The sequence below is a fragment of the Rugamonas rivuli genome, assembly GCF_009380165.1.
GTDB classification, from domain to species: domain Bacteria; phylum Pseudomonadota; class Gammaproteobacteria; order Burkholderiales; family Burkholderiaceae_D; genus Rugamonas; species Rugamonas rivuli.
This window is the reverse complement of record NZ_WHUF01000001.1, coordinates 259,200-277,512: the sequence shown is the minus strand read 5'-3', so window position 1 is coordinate 277,512 and position 18,313 is coordinate 259,200. Positions and strand designations below refer to the sequence as shown.

Annotated in this window: 17 protein-coding genes and 1 pseudogene; 15 read left to right on the top strand and 3 right to left on the bottom strand. The window is 62.4% G+C overall.

Going from position 1 to position 18,313, the window contains the following annotated elements:
* Positions 1–8: 8 nt before the first annotated feature.
* The 7 genes and pseudogenes from GEV01_RS01295 to GEV01_RS01265 all read left to right on the top strand — a co-directional run bounded on the left by GEV01_RS01295 (position 9) and on the right by GEV01_RS01265 (position 5,614).
* On the top strand, positions 9–1,961 hold the full coding sequence (locus GEV01_RS01295) for a peptidoglycan DD-metalloendopeptidase family protein (protein ID WP_152800954.1): 1,953 nt from the start codon (positions 9–11) through the stop codon (positions 1,959–1,961).
* A 1-nt stretch (position 1,962) separates the two neighbouring features.
* On the top strand, positions 1,963–2,802 hold the full coding sequence (locus GEV01_RS01290; RefSeq protein WP_152800952.1) for a hypothetical protein: 840 nt from the start codon (positions 1,963–1,965) through the stop codon (positions 2,800–2,802).
* A 57-nt stretch (positions 2,803–2,859) separates the two neighbouring features.
* A pseudogene (locus GEV01_RS31470) lies at positions 2,860–3,540 on the top strand (M949_RS01915 family surface polysaccharide biosynthesis protein).
* A 49-nt stretch (positions 3,541–3,589) separates the two neighbouring features.
* Entirely contained in the window at positions 3,590–4,048 is a 459-nt protein-coding gene (locus GEV01_RS01280) for a hypothetical protein (RefSeq protein ID WP_152800949.1), read from the top strand.
* 25 nt (positions 4,049–4,073) lie between these two features.
* Entirely contained in the window at positions 4,074–4,325 is a 252-nt protein-coding gene (locus tag GEV01_RS01275; protein WP_152800947.1) for a hypothetical protein, read from the top strand.
* A gap of 339 nt (positions 4,326–4,664) precedes the next feature.
* Positions 4,665–5,066 (top strand): lysozyme inhibitor LprI family protein, encoded by a 402-nt coding sequence (locus GEV01_RS01270; RefSeq protein WP_175022863.1) that lies wholly within the window; start codon positions 4,665–4,667, stop codon positions 5,064–5,066.
* 5 nt (positions 5,067–5,071) lie between these two features.
* On the top strand, positions 5,072–5,614 hold the full coding sequence (locus tag GEV01_RS01265) for a hypothetical protein (protein WP_152800938.1): 543 nt from the start codon (positions 5,072–5,074) through the stop codon (positions 5,612–5,614).
* 18 nt (positions 5,615–5,632) lie between these two features.
* On the opposite strand, the gene GEV01_RS01260 is transcribed toward GEV01_RS01265, so the two are convergent.
* A complete protein-coding gene (locus GEV01_RS01260; RefSeq protein ID WP_152800937.1) occupies positions 5,633–6,130 on the bottom strand; it encodes an SgcJ/EcaC family oxidoreductase in 498 nt (165 codons plus the stop codon).
* Positions 6,131–6,278: 148 nt separating this feature from the next.
* On the opposite strand from GEV01_RS01260, the gene GEV01_RS01255 reads away from it, so the two are divergent.
* The 5 genes from GEV01_RS01255 (at position 6,279) to GEV01_RS01235 (ending at position 10,537) form a co-directional block, all read left to right on the top strand.
* On the top strand, positions 6,279–7,046 hold the full coding sequence (locus GEV01_RS01255) for a helix-turn-helix transcriptional regulator (protein WP_235914123.1): 768 nt from the start codon (positions 6,279–6,281) through the stop codon (positions 7,044–7,046).
* On the top strand, positions 7,043–8,875 hold the full coding sequence (locus GEV01_RS01250) for a CHASE3 domain-containing protein (protein WP_152800935.1): 1,833 nt from the start codon (positions 7,043–7,045) through the stop codon (positions 8,873–8,875). Before GEV01_RS01255 ends, GEV01_RS01250 begins: the two co-directional genes overlap by 4 nt.
* Positions 8,872–9,339 carry a response regulator gene (locus tag GEV01_RS01245; protein WP_008449070.1) on the top strand — a complete coding sequence of 156 codons (468 nt, stop codon included), beginning with the start codon at positions 8,872–8,874 and terminating at the stop codon, positions 9,337–9,339. The genes GEV01_RS01250 and GEV01_RS01245 overlap by 4 nt, the downstream gene beginning before the upstream one ends.
* Positions 9,340–9,434: 95 nt before the next feature.
* Complete coding sequence (locus tag GEV01_RS31020; RefSeq protein WP_235914122.1) at positions 9,435–10,067, top strand: PEP-CTERM sorting domain-containing protein; 633 nt, start codon at positions 9,435–9,437, stop codon at positions 10,065–10,067.
* 77 nt (positions 10,068–10,144) lie between these two features.
* Complete coding sequence (locus GEV01_RS01235; protein WP_152800934.1) at positions 10,145–10,537, top strand: nuclear transport factor 2 family protein; 393 nt, start codon at positions 10,145–10,147, stop codon at positions 10,535–10,537.
* Positions 10,538–10,539: 2 nt separating this feature from the next.
* On the opposite strand, the gene GEV01_RS01230 is transcribed toward GEV01_RS01235, so the two are convergent.
* Together GEV01_RS01230 and GEV01_RS01225 are read right to left on the bottom strand one after the other, a co-directional pair.
* Entirely contained in the window at positions 10,540–11,625 is a 1,086-nt protein-coding gene (locus GEV01_RS01230) for an ATP-binding protein (protein ID WP_175022931.1), read from the bottom strand.
* On the bottom strand, positions 11,625–12,362 hold the full coding sequence (locus GEV01_RS01225; protein ID WP_152800932.1) for a response regulator: 738 nt from the start codon (positions 12,360–12,362) through the stop codon (positions 11,625–11,627). Before GEV01_RS01225 ends, GEV01_RS01230 begins: the two co-directional genes overlap by 1 nt.
* A 129-nt stretch (positions 12,363–12,491) precedes the next feature.
* Here GEV01_RS01225 and GEV01_RS01220 point away from each other — a divergent pair, with 129 nt between their 5' ends.
* The 3 genes from GEV01_RS01220 to GEV01_RS01210 are packed head-to-tail and all read left to right on the top strand — an operon-like array spanning position 12,492 to position 18,223.
* A complete protein-coding gene (locus GEV01_RS01220; protein WP_152800930.1) occupies positions 12,492–13,649 on the top strand; it encodes an efflux RND transporter periplasmic adaptor subunit in 1,158 nt (385 codons plus the stop codon).
* 18 nt (positions 13,650–13,667) lie between these two features.
* On the top strand, positions 13,668–16,799 hold the full coding sequence (locus GEV01_RS01215; protein ID WP_152800928.1) for an efflux RND transporter permease subunit: 3,132 nt from the start codon (positions 13,668–13,670) through the stop codon (positions 16,797–16,799).
* Positions 16,796–18,223, top strand: a complete 1,428-nt coding sequence (locus GEV01_RS01210) for an efflux transporter outer membrane subunit (protein WP_152800926.1) — start codon at positions 16,796–16,798, stop codon at positions 18,221–18,223. The genes GEV01_RS01215 and GEV01_RS01210 overlap by 4 nt, the downstream gene beginning before the upstream one ends.
* Positions 18,224–18,313: the final 90 nt, after the last annotated feature.

The following is an 18,313-nucleotide window of genomic DNA, read 5'->3' as shown; positions in this document are numbered from 1 at the left end:
AGGTAATAATGCAAACGTATATTGTTAAAGAACACGACAGCCTTTGGAAGATTGCAAGACTTCATGGCACCACCGTAGCAGCCTTGGCAGCCTTGAACCATTTAAAAGGCGAACAATTGCATTTAATTCATCGCGACCAAGTATTGTTGCTGCCAAACGACGATGCAGATGAAGTCGCGGACACAAAATTGTCAATCAAATTTCGTGCACTCGATTTTTCATCCGTAACTCCCAAAAAAGTGAAAGTTGCTCACGATGACAAGGAAGAAATTCATGTAGTAAGCGGCCCTGGAGAACTATTTTTATATATCAGAGATCATGCGAGAGGATTAAAAATTTGGATAGAAGACTTAGATCAAAAGATGGATAATGTCTTTAGTTCCGAGCGGGTGCCTATTGGAAACTGGGTTCTTGCCGTTGACTCTCGGGCAGTTAAAGCAGACGGTTCCTTGCAGAAGAAAAAGGGCTCCGCGAATTCCACTACTGAAGAAGTAAAACAGGCCGTAACGCATAACGCCCAACTCACGAGCGGAGCAACAGTACAACAGCAAACCCGTGCGGAGGCAGGAGCCCCCACTCATGGGCTGGCAACTATCTACACAGAAGCGAATCTGCGATTATTGCCGGGTAATGAAAAATATAGAAAACTAATTATCACCGCAGCAAAAAAATATGAACTTACTCCGCAGTCTCTGGCTGCACTTATCGATGCCGAAGTTGGCGGCGTATGGGATGAGAAAGCAAACCACGAAAATTCCGGCCTGGCACAAGGCCTTGCCCAATTTTTTGAACCGGCATGGGATGCTGTTTACAAACTGGACACTTCTTTGTTGCATGCCGACTGTCAGAAAATGAGCGCTAGTTCGCGGCTTGCCAAACGCTTGGAAGCTAAATACGCAATCGACGGTGCGGCGGCGTACGCATCACTTAATCTTAAAAATTTTGAAAAAGAGAGCAAGCTTCCGGCGTCCACGCTCCCCGCCGCTGATAAGGCGAAACTTGCGTATCTTTTGCACCATGATGGTCTCACTGGCGCACTCAGATTATTTGGATTACGTGAACAGTTGTCTGAAGAAGATATAACTGACAAGCTGAGAAAGCAAATTGGTAAAGACAATGTAAAAAAATTGAATAGCCTTCTCAAACAATATAAGAATAGCGGAGCCGCAGCCTATCAGGGTTGGTTGTTCGATTATATCGATGCCAAAGTCAACGTGGCCAATTTCATTGTTAAAGAAGACAAGGATTTCTCGGAGCCTGCTCGAGGAATGGCCGAAATCGTCCTCAGCTTGAATTCCTCCGCAAAAATACAGGTGCCTGTTCCAAAGCCAAAGAAGGAGGCATCCGCACCATCCGCAAAGAGCAAGACACCTCCCACTGAGCTTAAAGCTGCACAAGCGCCACCGGCCCCAGCCTCAAGTTCAAATGAAGCTAAGTGGCACAACCCATTGTCCATATGTACGTTGAGAACAGCGCACCTTCCCAGCAAGACTGGTGCGAAATTTGGGTGGACTCGCAATGGCGGAACTAAGTGCCACCAAGGTATAGATTTAGTGGCGGTGCCAGGAACGCCCATTTTTGCTGTGGCAAACGGAATCGTATACAGTACGCCGGCAAAATCGCCGACATATGCTTACGGTAATACGCTAGTTTTGGTTGTAGGACTTGCCGACCTACCTGAACCACAAGCCACCGAATTCAAGAAGGTGAATCCTGGTGCTACTTCGATAGGGTTTTTTTATGCACACTTGAGCGAATTGCCTTCCGAGTCGCCAAAAAACGTTTACGCAGGAGACGTAATCGGAAAATCTGGAGCATCAGGGAACGCTCACGGAATGAATACAGTGGAACAAGGGGCGCATCTGCATTTTGAGGTGCGATTAAAGGCGCGAACATTGAGCGCAGGATTAACCAATCGAGCCGACCCCTTACCTTTTATTGAAAATTGCACCAATATATAATATGAAAAAATCTACGCTACTCATTATACTATTCACTTTTTCCAGTAGCGGTTGTATTGCGGAAGAAAAGACGGCTACGACAAAAGTTGCGCCTGTTAAGCATCAAAAATGCACTACCACTCCTTGCCCAAACACGCCAAATGGAGAGGACCCTGAGCAAATTACTTTGCGCGAGGGAGCAAAGATGACTGCGGAACTTCGCAATGACCCGGATGATCAGCTCCGGTGGTCAGCTGTTGCGTTGTACTCAGACTCAAAGCACGCCGAACGTCTGAAGATGGCAGTTGTTAAGAAGTTTGAGACTGAAATACAATTGGTTCCGCAAAACGGGTTTGTAATATTTTCGGGCCCTCACTATAAGCAAACTTTTAAGATAGCCTCACCACTTGGCACGGCGTCAAATCCATGCAGCAAATACAATATACGAATTGTACAAGCAGGCGCTGACTATGCTATTTTAAAGAAAATTTGTCCATTAAACGAATACGCTCCGAACCGCTATCATATGTCGGCAGATTATTATCTATTTGATCAAAAGACCGCTACGGCACGATCAGTATGGTCCGCATCAGTGACAAACAAAGAAAGTGACTTCCCAGATGCAGATCCGGAAGTAACCATAAAAAAAATCGATAACGGTTATAGGTTTGACTGGACGGGCCTATTTCCTTCTGACGGAAAACCGACAAAGCAAACCATCCATAATGTTTATACCTATATACCGTCTGGAAAAATTGGCGCTGGGTTATTGTGTAGAGACGCTACTCGACCTAAATCTGAAGGTGCGGAAAGTGATATGTGCGAAGGAGGCTTCCTGGACTTGATCTCAAGTACCAAATGAGCTGATTTTCGGCGAAAAGAGAGTCTGGCCAAAAGCTCGCTAGTGAGGTAGGTACTAATGTCTACAATTTGGAGTAAACATAACCAAGCGTCAGTATCGATCGCCGTCCTGTCCGCAAGCTTGCTGTTTGGCGTGAGCACATCCGGCCATGCTCATTCGACCACAATAGACAGCCAAGCTGCGGATGCGAGCTACCTCGCGGCCCAGCATATCCCTAGTGCGGAAAAGCTGGTCACGGCCCGGCGCATTCGCGACCAGGCAGGCGAACATGTGCTGGTGCTTACCCGAAAGGCCGGCCCCTCTGCGACCGAGCCAAAGTCCGGACGAGTCGAACACATTGAGCTGGTCGCTGCATACTATTCTCAGTAAGCCGGCGCGTGGAAAACGGAGTGGACACTGCACGATTTCGTGGAATGCCCTGGTCTGGACTCGGCTGCCGATTTCTTTTCTTCCAACGTCAGCGTCACCGACCTGAATGGCGACGGCAAGGCTGAAGTCACCATACCGTATAAACTGCTTTGCGATGGCGGTATCGATTCTTACACCATCAAAGTGATACTCCGGGAAGGCGCGAACAAGCTTGCGATCTGCGGCAATTCGCTTGTAAAAATCCCCGGACAGGAACCATTCGGTGGCGAGCGTCAATATGACAAAGCCCTGCTCTCGCCCGCGAACGCCGCGTATAAACAGCATATGGATAAAGTGTGGAAGGTCGTTTCAGTCGACATCCGCAAGTAACGTATCACCAGATCCGCTGCTATTCAATTGCACAAACAATCCCTAATCCATGAAAAAAATACTGCTCTGCCTGCCGTTGTGCGTCAGCGCCATACTCCCGCCAGTCTACGCGCAAAGCCCGGCCAAGCCCATCGGCGTGCACAAATGTACGAGCAGCCCATGCGGAAATACCGCGACAGGAGAAGACCCTCAGGAACAGAGAATCCGCGAGGGGGAGCTCGTTTTGGAAAAAATTCGCAACGGCGACGACGATCAATTACGTTGGACATCGATAAGCCTGTATTCTGATTCATCGGACCCGAAGCACTTATCAATGCCCTTGGTGAAAGCAGCCGGGTTGGAAATGCGCCTCCATCCTAAACTCGGCCATCTCAGCTTCAGCAAGCAAGGTAGACAACAGGTTTTTTCGATCGCGTCTCCACTTGGCAGCAAGAATTCAATATGCCCGCAGTACGTGATCGATGTTGTCGAGGCGTCGGCCGCGCACGCGCTCTTTTGTGTCGCTTGAGCATCTCAAGGGATTTCAGCAACGCATGCGCGAACTGGCGGCACCTGGCAGGTGTGGCAACGGCTGGCAGTTGCTGGCTGACTTTGAACTGCCCGACGCCACCGCTATTGCGAAGCGGGCATATCAGACCTATTCGATCACCGGCGCGAATCAGTGCGGGCGTGGCATGGCCAAATTGGCGCCGAGCCTGGTCGCGCGTAACACCTTTACCTCCCGCCCATGCAATTGGATATTTGTGGAGCAGATTCAAGGAGAACTATGCGGCATCCAGCCATGATCTTACACATGATTCTCGCGCTGCTTTTTGCTGCCCTCGCCATGGCAATGGTTCCGTCGCACGCTGCGCTCAAGCCCTTAAAGATCCGCGCCGCCGGCGCCACCAAACCGCTTCTACAACGTGGGGGCGGCCAGAGACGGTACTGAATGGCCCGACTCCTGACATCCCATCCGACCAGGCCTACCCCATCATGATGCTGCGGCCGGGGAGGAAGTAAGCATGCGCTGCCCAATGAATAGAAAATATTGCCTTCCTATGAAAAGCTCTCTAAAGCTACTGACCTTGGCCACTGTTCTCCTGCATGCAAACTTGGCAGTTTCCGGATGCAAGGATAACTGTGTGCTGAAGAATCGTTCGCAAGACCAACACTGCTCGTTGGACAACACGCCGTTGACCCGATGCGAAAAATTTCCCGCGTATATCGCAGAAGACGGAAAGCTCAATGCGCAATACAAGAACCTTATCAAAATTTTGAACGGTAAAGACGCCTCAGCGCTGCGGACCACCCAGCGAGCATGGCTGCAATGGCGGCTGGACAAATGCGATGACATGGAGGAACTCTCCAAGTGCGACAACGGCGTCTGCGCCGGGGTGGCGCACGATGCCTGCATCGTCGCATTGACACGATATCGAACGGCGGATTTCGTTAAATTCGAAAATGACCCGGTAAGCGCGGTGCGAGCGAATTTTTCGTTCTCGCCTCCTATCACCAACCTACCCGACGGAACTACGTCCCGATGAAATCAATGAAAATACAAACGGCGGTCGCATATTGCACGCTGGCCCTCGCGCTGGCATTGACGCCCGCCGCTCACGCCGACGTCGCATCCAGCCAGCAAGGCCTGCACCAATGGCCTGCCTTGAAAGGCAAGCTGGTCATGGTCGCCGGCACGGTCAGTGATGTCTTGCGCTACAAGCGCAGCATGACCTTCTACTTTGAAGCCAAACCCGGCGCCGACTGGATACACGTACCCATCGTAAAATCCCAGGACGATCAGCAGGAAACCTGGTTCAACGTCTCCCACGGCGAAACGACGATGGTGGACGGCTTCGTCGCCGCGCGCGGCGGTGACGTCTATCTGATCGAAGCGGCCGTCAGCGAATCGCCGGCCGGCATCAAGGCCAGCTGGTACAAGCTGACCACCGACGATCCCGCCTATCCCGATGGCCCGTTCTACCTGCTCAAGCCGGTCGGCCAAAAATTCTACGCCAACAGCAGGGATCTGACGGTCGAATCAGTGCTGAAGAAAGAGGCCGCCGTCAAACCCGAAAGCCGGGTCAAGCGATAACGCGGCCTCAGCTTTTGCTTACTTAGCCACAGCTTCCGGCATCGCCGACGAATGGTGGTTGAGGATCTTCCAGGCGCCGTCGACCTTCTTGTACACATAGGTGTAGCGCGCCTGCACCTGCTGCGGCTTGCCGTCCTTGGTCAGCTTGAAGGTGTAGACGCCCGTGTCCAGCGCGGCGTCCGCACCCAGCAGGCGGATCTGGCGATAGTTGATGGTGCCGGCCGGCTGCATCTTCAGGAACTTCACGAAGTAGTCCTTGATCCCCGCCGGCGTCGAACGCACCTCGTTCGATACGGTCGGCTCAAGCACGCCATCCGGCGCGTACAGACGCGTCACCTGCTCGGCGTCGCCAGTGGCCAGCGCGGCGTTCCAGCGGTCGAACAGGCCGGCGATCTCGGCCTCGCGGGCATTGGCCGGCGCGGCCGCCGCTTCCAGGTAGACTTTCGGCGCCAGCGCCGTGTCGGCTTGCGCCAGGCTGCTTGCCGCCAGCGCCAGGGTGATGAGGATACGTTTCATAATCAGCTCCAGTGAAGTATCAGGCGAGCGCGGTATTGGCCGCCGATGAAACCAGTATCACGCCGCCGCCAGCACAAAAAATCTGCCGCTCGGGGGTAGCGGCATATGCCGAGTGGCATATAATTCCCGAAACAGCCCTATGCCGCCCATGACCACCGACACCGCCCTCCCCACCGCCCGCGCCGCGCGCAGCCGCTACCGGCAGATCGAAAGCAGCGTCGCCCGCTGGCGTCTGCTGACCGATGCCGCCGGCGTACTGGCCGCCGAAGGCATACGCCCAAGCGCGCTGGCCACCATCCTCGCCAAGTCGCTGGCCTTCCTGTCGCTGGAAGACGGCCTGCTGATGACCAGTCGCGACGACGGCCTGCAAGTCTGCGCCAGCCAGGGCCAGACGTTGCCAGTCGGCGCCCACCTCAGCCACGCGGCGGCGCTGCAAACGGCGCTGCAACCCGGCCCGCAACCACCGACGGTGCGGCACGACGTGACCAGCGCACTGCGCATCGGCCGCGAGCGACAGGCCGGTCTCGAAATCCTGGTGCCGCTGTGCCTGGACGGAAAAAACCGCGGCGTGCTCGCGCTGCTCAGCGCCCACCCGGCGCCACCGCCCAGCGCCGACGACCTGACCACGCTGCAAACGCTGGCGACGCTGCTGGCGGCCGCGCTGTCCACGCCACGGCAGGCAACGCCACGCGTGGCCGCGCCGGACGCGGCCGCCGCGCTCAAGCTGCTGACCCCGCGCGAACTGGAAGTGTTCGCGCTGCTGCCCAGCGGCTGGACCAACGCCGCCATGGGCGAGCACCTGGGCATCGCGGCCGGCACCGTCAAGGTCCACGTCGAACGCATCCTGCACAAGCTGGACCTGCACGACCGCACCCAGGCCGCTGTGCGCGCCGCCGATTTTGGACTCGGCGCATGAACGCCCTGCTCCATCCGCGCCACTGGTCGCTGGGCGTCAAGGGCGGCGTCATCATCGCGGCGTCATTGGCGCTGCTGCTGGGATCGGCCGCCACCAGCTACACGCTGGAGCGCAGCACCGCCGCCGCCACCGCCGACATGCTGCGCACCATGCAGGTCCAGGCCGACATCCAGCGCCTGCACACGCAGATCGCGGAAGCGGCCACCGGGGTGCGCGGCTATCTGCTGACCGGCCGCGACGACTTCCTCGCGCCGTACCGCATCGCCACCCGCCAGTTGCCCGCCACCATGGCGCGACTGCAGGAGACGGTGAACGATCCCGAACAGCGCAGCCGCCTGGATCGTGTGCGGCCGCTGTTGCAGAACAAGCTGGACAGCCTGGAAGAATTGCGCGGCCAGCGCAATGCCAGCAGCGTCGAGCTGCAGCAGCATCTGCTGGCCAGCAAGCAGGTGCTCGACCAACTGCGCGCGGAAATCGGCGCCATGAATGTGCATGAGACGGAACTGGTGGCCAAGCGCACGCTGGCCTTGCAGCAGGCGTCCAACCGCAACCTGTGGATGACCATCGCCGTCATCGCCGCCGGCCTGACCGGCGCGCTGGCGACGCTGACCTTCACCTTCGGCCTGGTGCGCCGGGTGCGGCTGGCCGCAGAAAACGCCGAGCGCCTGAACAGCGACCTGCCGCTCAAACCTACGCTGGCCACCACCGACGAGCTGGGCCAGCTGGCCGACCGTCTACACCAGGCCAGCGTGCTGCTGGCCGGACGCGCCACGGCGGCGCAAGCGGCCAGCCAGGCCAAGACCGAGTTCCTGGCGCGCACCAGCCACGAGCTGCGCACGCCGCTCAACGCCATCCTCGGCTACGCGCAATTGCTGGAAGGCGGACTCAGCGAACCGCGTGACCACGAACATGCGGTGCAGATCCGCCTGGCCGGCCAGCACCTGCTGTCGCTGATCGACGAGGTGCTGGACATCGGCCGCATCGAGGCCGGCAAGCTGACGCTGGATCGCGCGCCGGTGGCGCTGGCGCCGCTGGTGGCCGAGGCACTGGCGCTGATGCTGCCGGTGGCACAGCAACGCTCGGTAACGCTGCGTCACGAGCCGACCGCGCTGGCCGTGATGGCCGACCTCCAACGCCTGCGGCAGGTGCTGCTGAACGTGGTCTCCAACGGCATCAAGTACGGCGCCGCCGGTGGCACCGTCAGCATCGGCTGTTCGCAGGAAGGCAGCGTCATCGCCATCCACATTGACGACAGCGGCCCCGGCATCCCCGCCGCCATGCAGGACCGCCTGTTCACGCCATTCGATCGCCTGGGCATCGAACGCGGCAAGACCGAAGGCGCCGGACTGGGGCTGGCGGTATCGAAGAGCCTGATGCAAGCCATGCACGGCGATATCCGCCACCAGCCCGGCGCCGTCACCCGCTTCACGCTGACGCTGCCGGCCGCGACGGCGCCCGAAGCCGCCGCCATCGCCAGCGCAGCACCGGCCGAAGTGGCGGCCGCGCCGGCCATCGCCACGACGCACAACCTGGTCTGCGTCGACGACGATGCCGCCACCCGCACGCTGATCGCCACGCTGATGCAACGACGCCCGCACTGGCGCCTGTCCACCGCCGCCGACGTAGCGGGCGGCCTGGCGCTGGCCCGCCTGCGGCAGCCGGACCTGCTGCTGGCGGCCGCCGGCCTGGAAGACGCCGAGCTGCGCGCCTGCGCCCGCAAGACGGTGGTGCTGGGCGGCGCGGCCGACACATCGACGGGGCAACTTTCCAAGCCGCTCAACGTCCCCGCCTTCTTCGCCCTGCTGGACCTGATGGAGCAAACACCATGATGGAAAACGAAGTCCTGGCTTCCCGCATCCTGATCATCGACGACCAGCCCGCCAATCTGCGGCTGCTGGAAGACCTGTTCATCGGCGAAGGCTTGACCCACGTGGTCGGCACCACCGACGCCAGGACCGCGCTCGACCTGTACACCGCCTTCGATCCCGACCTGATCGTTCTGGACCTGATGATGCCGGACCTGGACGGCTACGCGGTGCTGGAGCGGCTCAAGCGGCGCGGCGATCCCTACGATTTCCGGCCGGTGCTGGTGATCACGGCCGACGCCACCGCCGAAGCCAAGCGCCGCTCGCTGGCCCTGGGCGCGAAAGATTTCCTGACCAAGCCTTTCGATACGCTGGAAGCCATGCTGCGGGTGTGGAACCTGCTGGAAACGCGGGTGCTGTACAAGCGCCTGCAAGCGCTGGCGCCCAAGGAAGACCTGGCGCCGCAAAGCTACCGCAGCCGCCGATAAAAATATTTTAATATTTCGAAACCTTTTGCCAGTTGTCCGGAATATACGGTTCGCGCGCCCAGGCTCGCCTCCCACAACCAGAACGGACAACTGACATGAAAAAACTGCTACTGAAGGCTATCACCCTGGCCGGCATCGCTGCCGCCGCCAACGCCCACGCCGTTGCCGACCCGGCTGGCGACTTCCTCGCGGTCTACACCGGCAGCCACACCGCCGCGTTCGACGTGCTGTCGGCCGATGTCGGCTACAACGCCGCCACCAACGAGTTCGTGTTCCGCACCACCACTGCCGGGCCGATTGCCGGTGTGGCCGGTGCTGCCTATGTGTTCGGGCTGGATGTGGGCGGCTCGACCAATGCGCCGTTCGCCTCGGTCGGCCTGCCGGGCGTGACCTTCAACTCGGTCGTGACGCTGCGCTCCGACGGCACCGGCAACGCCGGCGCCAATGCCTTGAACACCCACATCGTCGGCAACGAAATTTACTCCACCGTCTCCGCCTCGCTGCTGCCGTCGAAAGGCCTGGCGTTCAAGGATTACACTTGGACCGTGTGGTCGATCGACAGCCGGGTCAGCGGCCTGGGCCGCCTGGCGGACTTCGCGCCGGACGCCAACATCAAGGTCAGCGCCGTGCCGGAGCCAGCCACCTACGGCATGCTGGCCGCAGGACTGGGCCTGCTGGGCGTGGTCGCCCGCCGCCGCGCGCGTGCGGGTGGCGATATCGCCGGCTGAGTATAGATGCTATCGGCGCGGCCCTGCCACAGCCGCGCCGGCGTCACGTAGGATGCCCTCTCAATCAGGAGACACCTATGGATAACGCCCAAGCCGCGCAACCGCGCTTCAACGCCGAACAACTGGCGGCGCTGCAACCGATACAGAATTATTTCCAGGGCCACGCCCAGGACAACGCCGACTTCATGCGCCAGGCTTTCCTGCCGACGGCCCACATCGAATCGATGCGCGAAGGCGTGTTCACTTCGTGGCCGTTGGCAACTTACTGCGAGCGCTTCAAAGGCACGCCGGCCGCTGACGAGGCCCAGCGTCGCCGCACGGTCGACTGGATCGAAGTTCATGGCAGCGCGGCCAGCGCCCGAATCACGCTGGTGCATGGCGCCACCACCTTCATCGATTATTTCGTGCTGCTGAAAACCGCCGACGGCTGGAAGATCGCCAACAAGGCCTTCCACGGCCAGCCGAGCTAACTCTAGCTGACCACGGCCGGGCCAGGCATCGGCATCGGCCACGCGATCTCGAACATCGCGCCGCCGTGCTCGCCGCGCCGGTAGGACGCCACGCCGCCATGCGCCTCGGCGATGGCGCGCACCACCGCCAATCCCAACCCGCTGCCACCCACCGCACCGGCACGTGCATGCTCACCGCGATGGAAGGCCAGGAACAGCTTGCCTTCCAGCTCTTCATCGATGCCGGGACCGGCATCCTCCACTTGCAACAGATACTGCGCGCCCAGCACCCGTGTGCGGATGCTGATCACGCCCGGGTCGGCATAGCGGCCCGCGTTGTCCAGCAAGGCCAGCAGGATTTGCCGCATGCGCGCGGCATCGCAGCAAATGCGGCCCTCGGCCAGGTCCAGCGCCAGCCGATAGCCCGAACGTTCCAGCTCCGGCGCCAGCAGGTGCGCCACGTCGCGGATGCAGCCGGCCAGGTCGCAGTCGGCCAGCTCCAGCTTCAGGTGGCCGCTGTCGAACATGCTCAACATGCGCAGGTCGTCGATCAGGCGCGACAGGCCTTCCACCTGATGCAGCAAGCCGCGGAATTGTTTTTCATCGGGCTGGAACACGCCCTCGGCCAGCCCTTGCAGGCGGCCGCGCAAGATCGTCACCGGCGTGCGCAGTTCATGCGCGATGGCGGCGTTCCACGTCACCATTTCCCGCTCCATGCGCTGCAAGCGTTCGGCCATGGCGTTGAAGTCGTCGACCAGCAAGGCTGTCTCGCCCAGCGAACGGTCGCCCGCCACGGCGCGCGCGGCCAGGTCGCCATGCGCGACGCGGCGCACGCTGTCGGCCACCGAATTCAGCGGCGCCAGGATGCGCCGCGCCAGCCGCGCCGACGCCCACACCGCGAACACCAGCGCAACGATCGTCACCGACGCCATCCAGACCCATTCCGTGCTGGTCGGGATCATGTCGCTCGGCCCGGACAGCAGTTCCGGCCGGTACTCGATCACCAGCGCATAGAACACGTAGGAACCCAGCAGCACCACCAGCGTCATGCCCAGCGACACCGCCAGCATGGCCAGCGTGATCTGCCGGTTCAGGCCGGGGCCGCGCATCATTCCGCATCCTCCAGCCGGTAGCCGACGCCGCGCAGGCTGGTCAGCACACCGTTCATGCCGCAATCCTCAAGCTTCTTGCGCAGCTTGCTGACATGGCTGTCCACCGTGCGTTCCAGCGCATTGCCTTCGGGCAGACAGGCGACCAGCAGCTCGGCCCGCGTAAACACCCGCTTGGGCGCGCGCGCCATGTGGGTCAGCAGGCGGAACTCGGTCAGCGTCAGGTTCAGCGGCGTGCGCTGGCCGGCCGCTTCGGCGCTGGCCTGATAGGTTTCCAGATCGATTTCCAGCGGCCCGCAGCGCAGCAGGCCGGCCGCCGGCGGCGCGTTGCGGGCGGCGGCGCGGCGCAACACGGCGCCTACCCTCGCGGCCACCTCGGCCGGATTGAAGGGCTTGACCACGTAGTCGTCGGCGCCGATGCGCAGGCCCATCAGCTTGTCGATGTCCTGGTCGTGCGCAGTCAGCATGATGACGGGGGTGTCGCCGCGCTGGCGCAGTTCGGCCAGCACTTTCCAGCCGTCCACGCGCGGCATTTGCACGTCCAGCAGCACCAGGTCGGGCTTGAGCGACAGGTGCAGGTCCAGCGCGATTCGGCCGTCGGCCGCGTGCACGGTGCGCAGGCCGTCGCGTGCCAGGTAGGCTTGCAGGATTTGGGCGATTTCGGATTCGTCCTCGGCGATCAGCACCAGCGGGCTGCCCGCAGCGCCTGCGGAAACCGGGGAATGGGGATTGAGCATGGATTCATTGAAAAAAAGTAACGTTCTCCATCATATCTCCATATTTCCTCAATGGATAGATCACGTTGCGCCATTAAAGTCGCTAGCCTGCATTCCCTCGTGGAGGGAAAACACTTTGGACGACTCGTTATGCAAATCAAGAACAACAAACTCAAGGCCCTGCCGGCATTGCTGTCCGGGCTCACCCTTCTGACCCTGGCGGCCTGCCACCAGGCGCCGCCCGAGGAAGCACCGCCGCCGGCCAAGGTGACGGCGATGACCGTGTCCGCCGGCCCGGTGGAACTGGCCGAGGACTTGCCCGGCCGCGTCACTGCCTTCCGCACGGCGGAGATCCGGCCGCAGGTGGGCGGCATCGTCCAGCGCCGCTTGTTCGAGCAAGGCGCCGAGGTCAAGGCCGGCACGCCGCTGTTCCAGATCCACACCGCGCCGTTCCAGGCCGATGCCGATACCGCCGCCGCCGCGCTGCAACGCGCCGAGGCGGCGCTGGTGCGCGCCAAGCTTCAGGCAGAACGCATCCGTCCGCTGGTGCAGGCCGACGCCGTCAGCCAGCAAAGCTATGACGACGCGGTCTCCCAGCGCGACCAGGCCCAGGCCGAAGTGGCCCAGGCCAAGGCCACGCTGGCGCGGCGCCGCCTCGATGTCGGCTACGCCACAGTGACGGCGCCGATCTCCGGCCGCATCGGCGAGGAGCTAGTGACCGAAGGCGCACTGGTGGCGCAGACCGACGCCACGCCGATGGCGCGCGTGCAGCAGATCGACCAGGTGTATGTGGACGTGCGCCAGCCGGCGTCGATGCTGCGCACGCTGCGCGGCGACGCCGCCCATCCGCCCAAGGCCACCATCCTGGACGGCAACGGCAACAGCTACGGCCTGGAGGCGCGCATCCTGTTCTCCGGCATCAACGTCGACACCGGCACCGGCGACATGGTACTGCGCATCCTGGTGCCCAACCCGGACCGCCAGCTGCTGCCCGGCATGTTCGTGCGCGCCCGCATCGGGCGCATGGCCGATGCCGACGGCATCCTCGTGCCGCAGCAGGCCGTGCTGCATGCGGGCTCCACTCGCGTCTGGGTGGTGGACGCCGCCGGCAAGGCTGCGCTGCGCGAGGTCAAGCTGGGCGGCCTGGTCGGCCACAGCTACCTGATCACGCAAGGCCTGAAGAGCGGCGAACGCGTGGCGGTCGAGGGACTGGACCGCATCCAGCCGGACACCAAGCTCGACATCTCGCCATGGAAGAGCGCAAGCGCAGCCCTGGCCAAGGTGGCCGCGCCGTCGGCGCAACGTTAATACTGCAAGGATTTCCCCATGCCTCAATTTTTCATCGACCGCCCGATCTTCGGTTGGGTGATCGCCATCTTCATCGTCCTGTTCGGGCTGATCGCGATTCCGCAATTGCCGGTGGAACGCTATCCGTCGGTGGCGCCGCCTAGCGTCACCATCTCGGCCAGCTACCCGGGCGCGACGCCGCAGACCATGAACGACGCGGTGGTCAGCCTGATCGAACGCGACCTGTCCAGCGTCAAGAACCTGCTGTACTTCGAATCGTCGGCCGACACTTCCGGCTCGGCGCAGATCACCGCCACCTTCAAGCCCGGCACCAATCCCGAGCTGGCCCAGGTGGACGTGCAGAACCGCCTGAAGTCGGTCGAACCGCGCCTGCCGCAGGCGGTGCGCCAGAACGGCCTGTCGGTCGAATCGGCCGGCTCCGGCTTCCTGATGATCGTCGGCCTCAGCGCCAGCAACGGCAAGTATGACGAGATCGACCTCAGCGACTACATGGCGCGCAACATCGTCGAGGAACTGCGCCGCATACCCGGCGTGGGCCAGGTGCAGCTGTTCGGCGCCGAGAAAGCCATGCGTATCTGGGTCGATCCGGCCAAGCTGCTATCCTACAAACTGACCATGAGCGACCTCAGCACGGCGGTGGCGCAGCAGAACGCGCAGATCGCCCCGGGCCGCGTCGGCGACACGCCGGCGCTGGCGGGCCAGCGCGTCTCGATCCCGCTGACCGTGCAGGGCCAGTTGCAGACGCCGGAAGAATTCGCCGCCATCGTGCTGCGTGCCAACCTGGACGGTTCCAAGGTCGTCATGGGCGACGTCGCCCGCGTCGAACTGGGCGCACAGAACTACGCCAGCGCCACCCGCGAGAACGGCCGTGCCGCCACCGGCGCCGCCGTCAAGCTGTCGCCCGGCGCCAACGCGGTCAAGACCGCCGACGCCGTGCGCGCGCGCATGCATGAGCTGAGCAAGACGCTGCCGTCCGGCATCGCCTACTCGGTGCCGTTCGACACCGCACCCTTCGTCAAGATCTCCATCGAGAAGGTGATCCACACGCTGATCGAGGCGATGGTGCTGGTGTTCCTGGTGATGTACCTGTTCCTGCAAAAAATACGCTACACGCTGATCCCGGCCATCGTCGCGCCGATCGCGCTGCTGGGCACGTTCGCCATCATGCTGCTGCTCGGCTTCTCGGTCAACGTGCTGACCATGTTCGGCATGGTACTGGCCATCGGCATCATCGTCGACGACGCCATCGTCGTGGTCGAGAACGTCGAGCGTTTGATGGCGACCGAGGGTTTGTCGCCCAAGGCCGCCACCTCCAAGGCCATGCGCGAGATCACCGGCGCGGTCATCGGCATTACACTGGTGCTGACGGCGGTGTTCATTCCGATGGCGCTGGCCAGCGGTTCGGTGGGCGCCATCTATCGCCAGTTCACGCTGTCGATGGCGGTGTCCATCCTGTTCTCCGCCTTCCTGGCGCTGACCTTGACGCCGGCCCTGTGCGCCACGCTGCTCAAGCCGGTCGATCCTGTCCACCATCAGAAGACCGGCTTCTTCGGCTGGTTCAACCGCCAGTTCGACCGCATGAACCTGCGCTACGAAAGCGGCGTGGCGCGCGTGATCAAGCGCTCCGGCCGCGTGATGCTGGTGTTCGCCGTGCTGGTCGGCATGCTGGTGTTCGCCTTCCGCGTGCTGCCGGCTTCCTTCCTGCCGGAGGAAGACCAGGGCTACTTCATCACCTCGATCCAGCTGCCGTCCGACGCCAGCACCGAACGCACGCTCGACGTCGTCAAGCAGTACGAGGACCACCTGACGTCGCGCAACGGCATCGCCAACAACCAGTCCATCCTGGGCTGGAGCTTTACCGGCAGCGGCCCGAACGCGGCCATCGCCTTCACCATGCTGAAGGACTGGGACAAGCGCAACGGCGCCACCGTGCAGGAAGAAGTGGCGCTGGCCCAGGCCGCCATGTCGCAGACCAACGAGGGCATGGTAATGAGCGTGATGCCGCCGGCCATCGATGACCTCGGCAACTCGTCGGGCTTCTCGCTGCGCCTGGTGGACCGCGCCGCGCAAGGCGAAGCCGCGCTGAAGGCCGCGCAGGACAAGCTGCTGGGCCTGGCCGCGCACAGCAAGCTGGTCGCGGGCGCTTACCCGGAAGGCCTGCCCAACGGCACCAGTATCCGCCTCGACATCGACCGCCAGAAAGCGGAAGCGCTGGGCGTGAGCTTCACCAGCATCAGCGATACGCTGTCGGTGGCCATGGGTTCGCAGTACGTGAACGACTTCCCCAACCGTGGCCGCATGCAGCAAGTGATCATCCAGGCCGACGCCAACGCCCGCATGCAGCTGGACGACGTGCTGCGCCTGCATGTGCGCAACGCCGCCGGCGGCATGGTGCGTCTGAGCGAAGTGGTGACGCCGCAATGGCGCGACACGCCGCTGCAAATGGTGCGCTACCAGGGCTATCCGACTGCACGCATCAGCGGCAGCGCGGCGCCCGGCGCGTCCAGCGGCGAGGCCATGGCGGAAATGGAACGCCTGGCCAAGCAACTGCCGCCCGGCTACGCGGTCGAATGGGCCGGCGTGTCGCTGCAGGAGAAGCAGTCTGCTGCGCAAGCGCCGATGCTGATGGCGCTGTCGATGCTGGTGGTGTTCCTGGTGCTGGCGGCCTTGTACGAAAGCTGGGCGATACCGGTGTCGGTGATGCTGGTGGTGCCGCTGGGCCTGAGCGGCTGCGTGGCCGCCGTGATGATGCGCGGCATGCCGAACGACGTGTTCTTCAAGGTCGGCATGATTACCGTGATCGGCCTGTCGGCCAAGAACGCGATCCTGATCATCGAGTTCGCGCGCCAGCTGCACCAGCAAGGCAAGGGACTGGTTGAATCTGCCATCGAGGCGGCCCGCCTGCGTCTGCGTCCCATCCTGATGACCTCGCTGGCCTTCGCGCTCGGCGTGCTGCCGCTGATGCTGGCCGGCGGCGCCAGCTCGGAGACGCAGCACGCGATCGGCACCGGCGTGTTCGGCGGCATGGTCAGCGCCACCATTCTGGCGATCTTCTTTGTGCCGGTATTTTATGTCGTTGTCGTAGGTCTGGTTGAACGGTTCGGCACCAAGCGCCAGCCGGCGGCCGACCTTGTGGAGAAACAAGCATGATGAGCAAACCTCGTATCGCAACCAAGGCGCCGGCCGCGCTAGCGCTGGCCCTGCTGCTGGGCGCCTGCTCGCTGACGCCGGTGCTGGAAAAACCGCTGCCGCCGGTGCCGGCCAGTTTCGGCGGACTCGCAAACAGCCCGCCAGAAGCCGGCACAGGCGCCGACCTCGGCTGGAAAACCATGTTCGGCGATCCGCGCCTGCAATCGCTGATCGACCTGGCGTTGAAGAACAACCGCGATCTGCGGCTGGCCCTGCTCAACGTCCAGGCCGTGCGCGCGCAGTTCGACATCCAGGACAGCGCCCGCCTGCCGACGCTGACCGCCAACGCCGGCCTGACCCGGCAACGCAGTCCGGCCGGCGAAGGAACGGCGGCGTCGGTGAGCAGCCAGAAGTCCGCCGGCCTGAGCATCAGCGCCTTCGAGATCGACCTGTTTGGCCGCGTGGCCGCGCTGTCCGAGGCGGCGTTCGCGCGCTACGTGGCCAGCGACGCCAGCCGCCGCGCCGCGCAGATCGCGCTGGTCGGCGCGGTGGCCGACGCCTATTTCGCGCAACGCCTGGCCGAGGAGCAGTTGCTGCTGACGGAAAGCACGCTGGCCGACTGGCAGCGTTCGCTGGAGCTGGCGCAGCAACTGAAGGCCGCGCGCCAGCGCAGCGGTCTCGACGTGGCCGAAGCGGAGGGCCAGGTCGCCACCGCCCAGGCCGACCGCGAGGCACGGCTGCGCGCCGTGGCGCTGGCCGGCAACGCGCTCGACCTGCTGACCGGCGTGCACGCGCCCGCCGGTTTGCCGAAAGGCGTGGCGCTGGACAAGCAGCCGGTGCTGGTGCAATTGCCGGCCGGCCTGCCGTCCGACCTGCTGTCGCGCCGTCCCGACATCGGCCAGGCCGAACAGGGGCTGGTGGCGGCCAACGCCGACATCGGCGCGGCGAAGGCCGCCTTCTTCCCGCAGATTTCGCTGACGGCCAACCTGGGCTATGCCAGTCCTTCGCTGTCCGGCATGTTCGACAGCGGCCAGCGCGTGTGGTCGTTCGCGCCGCAGATCACGCAGCCGCTGTTCAACCACGGCAAGCTGCATTCGGAGCTGAGGCTGGCCGAGGTGCGCAAGTCCGCCGCCGTGGTCGAGTATGAAAAAGCGGTGCAGACCGCCTTCCGCGAAGTGGCGGACGGCCTGGCGGGCCGGGCCACCTACGGCCGCCAGATCGAAGCGCAGTCGCGCGTGGTGCAAAGCGCCGAGCGGCGCCTGGCGCTGTCCCGCCTGCGCTACGATGCGGGCCAGGACAGCCGGCTGGAACTGCTGGACGCGCAGCGCCTGCTGTACGCCGCCCAGCAAAACCTGCTGGAATTGCGCCGCAACGAGTTCGGCAACGCGGTGGCGCTGTACAAGGCCTTGGGCGGCGGCCTGCGCTCCGGAGCGGAAGGCGCCTGAAGCGCTGAAGGATATGGCGTAGTCGCGGAATTTTGATCCACATCATATATTTTGCGGATAGCGTTTGTTAGCCTGAGTTTTTCACCAGAC

Coding starts and splice junctions, on each gene's coding strand:
- GEV01_RS01295 (WP_152800954.1), top strand. CDS start 9: ATGCAAACGTATATTGTTAAAGAACACGACAGCCTTTGGAAGATTGCA.
- GEV01_RS01290 (WP_152800952.1), top strand. CDS start 1,963: ATGAAAAAATCTACGCTACTCATTATACTATTCACTTTTTCCAGTAGC.
- GEV01_RS01280 (WP_152800949.1), top strand. CDS start 3,590: ATGAAAAAAATACTGCTCTGCCTGCCGTTGTGCGTCAGCGCCATACTC.
- GEV01_RS01275 (WP_152800947.1), top strand. CDS start 4,074: ATGCGCGAACTGGCGGCACCTGGCAGGTGTGGCAACGGCTGGCAGTTG.
- GEV01_RS01265 (WP_152800938.1), top strand. CDS start 5,072: ATGAAAATACAAACGGCGGTCGCATATTGCACGCTGGCCCTCGCGCTG.
- GEV01_RS01260 (WP_152800937.1), bottom strand. CDS start 6,130: ATGAAACGTATCCTCATCACCCTGGCGCTGGCGGCAAGCAGCCTGGCG.
- GEV01_RS01255 (WP_235914123.1), top strand. CDS start 6,279: ATGACCACCGACACCGCCCTCCCCACCGCCCGCGCCGCGCGCAGCCGC.
- GEV01_RS01250 (WP_152800935.1), top strand. CDS start 7,043: ATGAACGCCCTGCTCCATCCGCGCCACTGGTCGCTGGGCGTCAAGGGC.
- GEV01_RS01245 (WP_008449070.1), top strand. CDS start 8,872: ATGATGGAAAACGAAGTCCTGGCTTCCCGCATCCTGATCATCGACGAC.
- GEV01_RS31020 (WP_235914122.1), top strand. CDS start 9,435: ATGAAAAAACTGCTACTGAAGGCTATCACCCTGGCCGGCATCGCTGCC.
- GEV01_RS01235 (WP_152800934.1), top strand. CDS start 10,145: ATGGATAACGCCCAAGCCGCGCAACCGCGCTTCAACGCCGAACAACTG.
- GEV01_RS01230 (WP_175022931.1), bottom strand. CDS start 11,625: ATGCGCGGCCCCGGCCTGAACCGGCAGATCACGCTGGCCATGCTGGCG.
- GEV01_RS01225 (WP_152800932.1), bottom strand. CDS start 12,362: ATGCTCAATCCCCATTCCCCGGTTTCCGCAGGCGCTGCGGGCAGCCCG.
- GEV01_RS01220 (WP_152800930.1), top strand. CDS start 12,492: ATGCAAATCAAGAACAACAAACTCAAGGCCCTGCCGGCATTGCTGTCC.
- GEV01_RS01215 (WP_152800928.1), top strand. CDS start 13,668: ATGCCTCAATTTTTCATCGACCGCCCGATCTTCGGTTGGGTGATCGCC.
- GEV01_RS01210 (WP_152800926.1), top strand. CDS start 16,796: ATGATGAGCAAACCTCGTATCGCAACCAAGGCGCCGGCCGCGCTAGCG.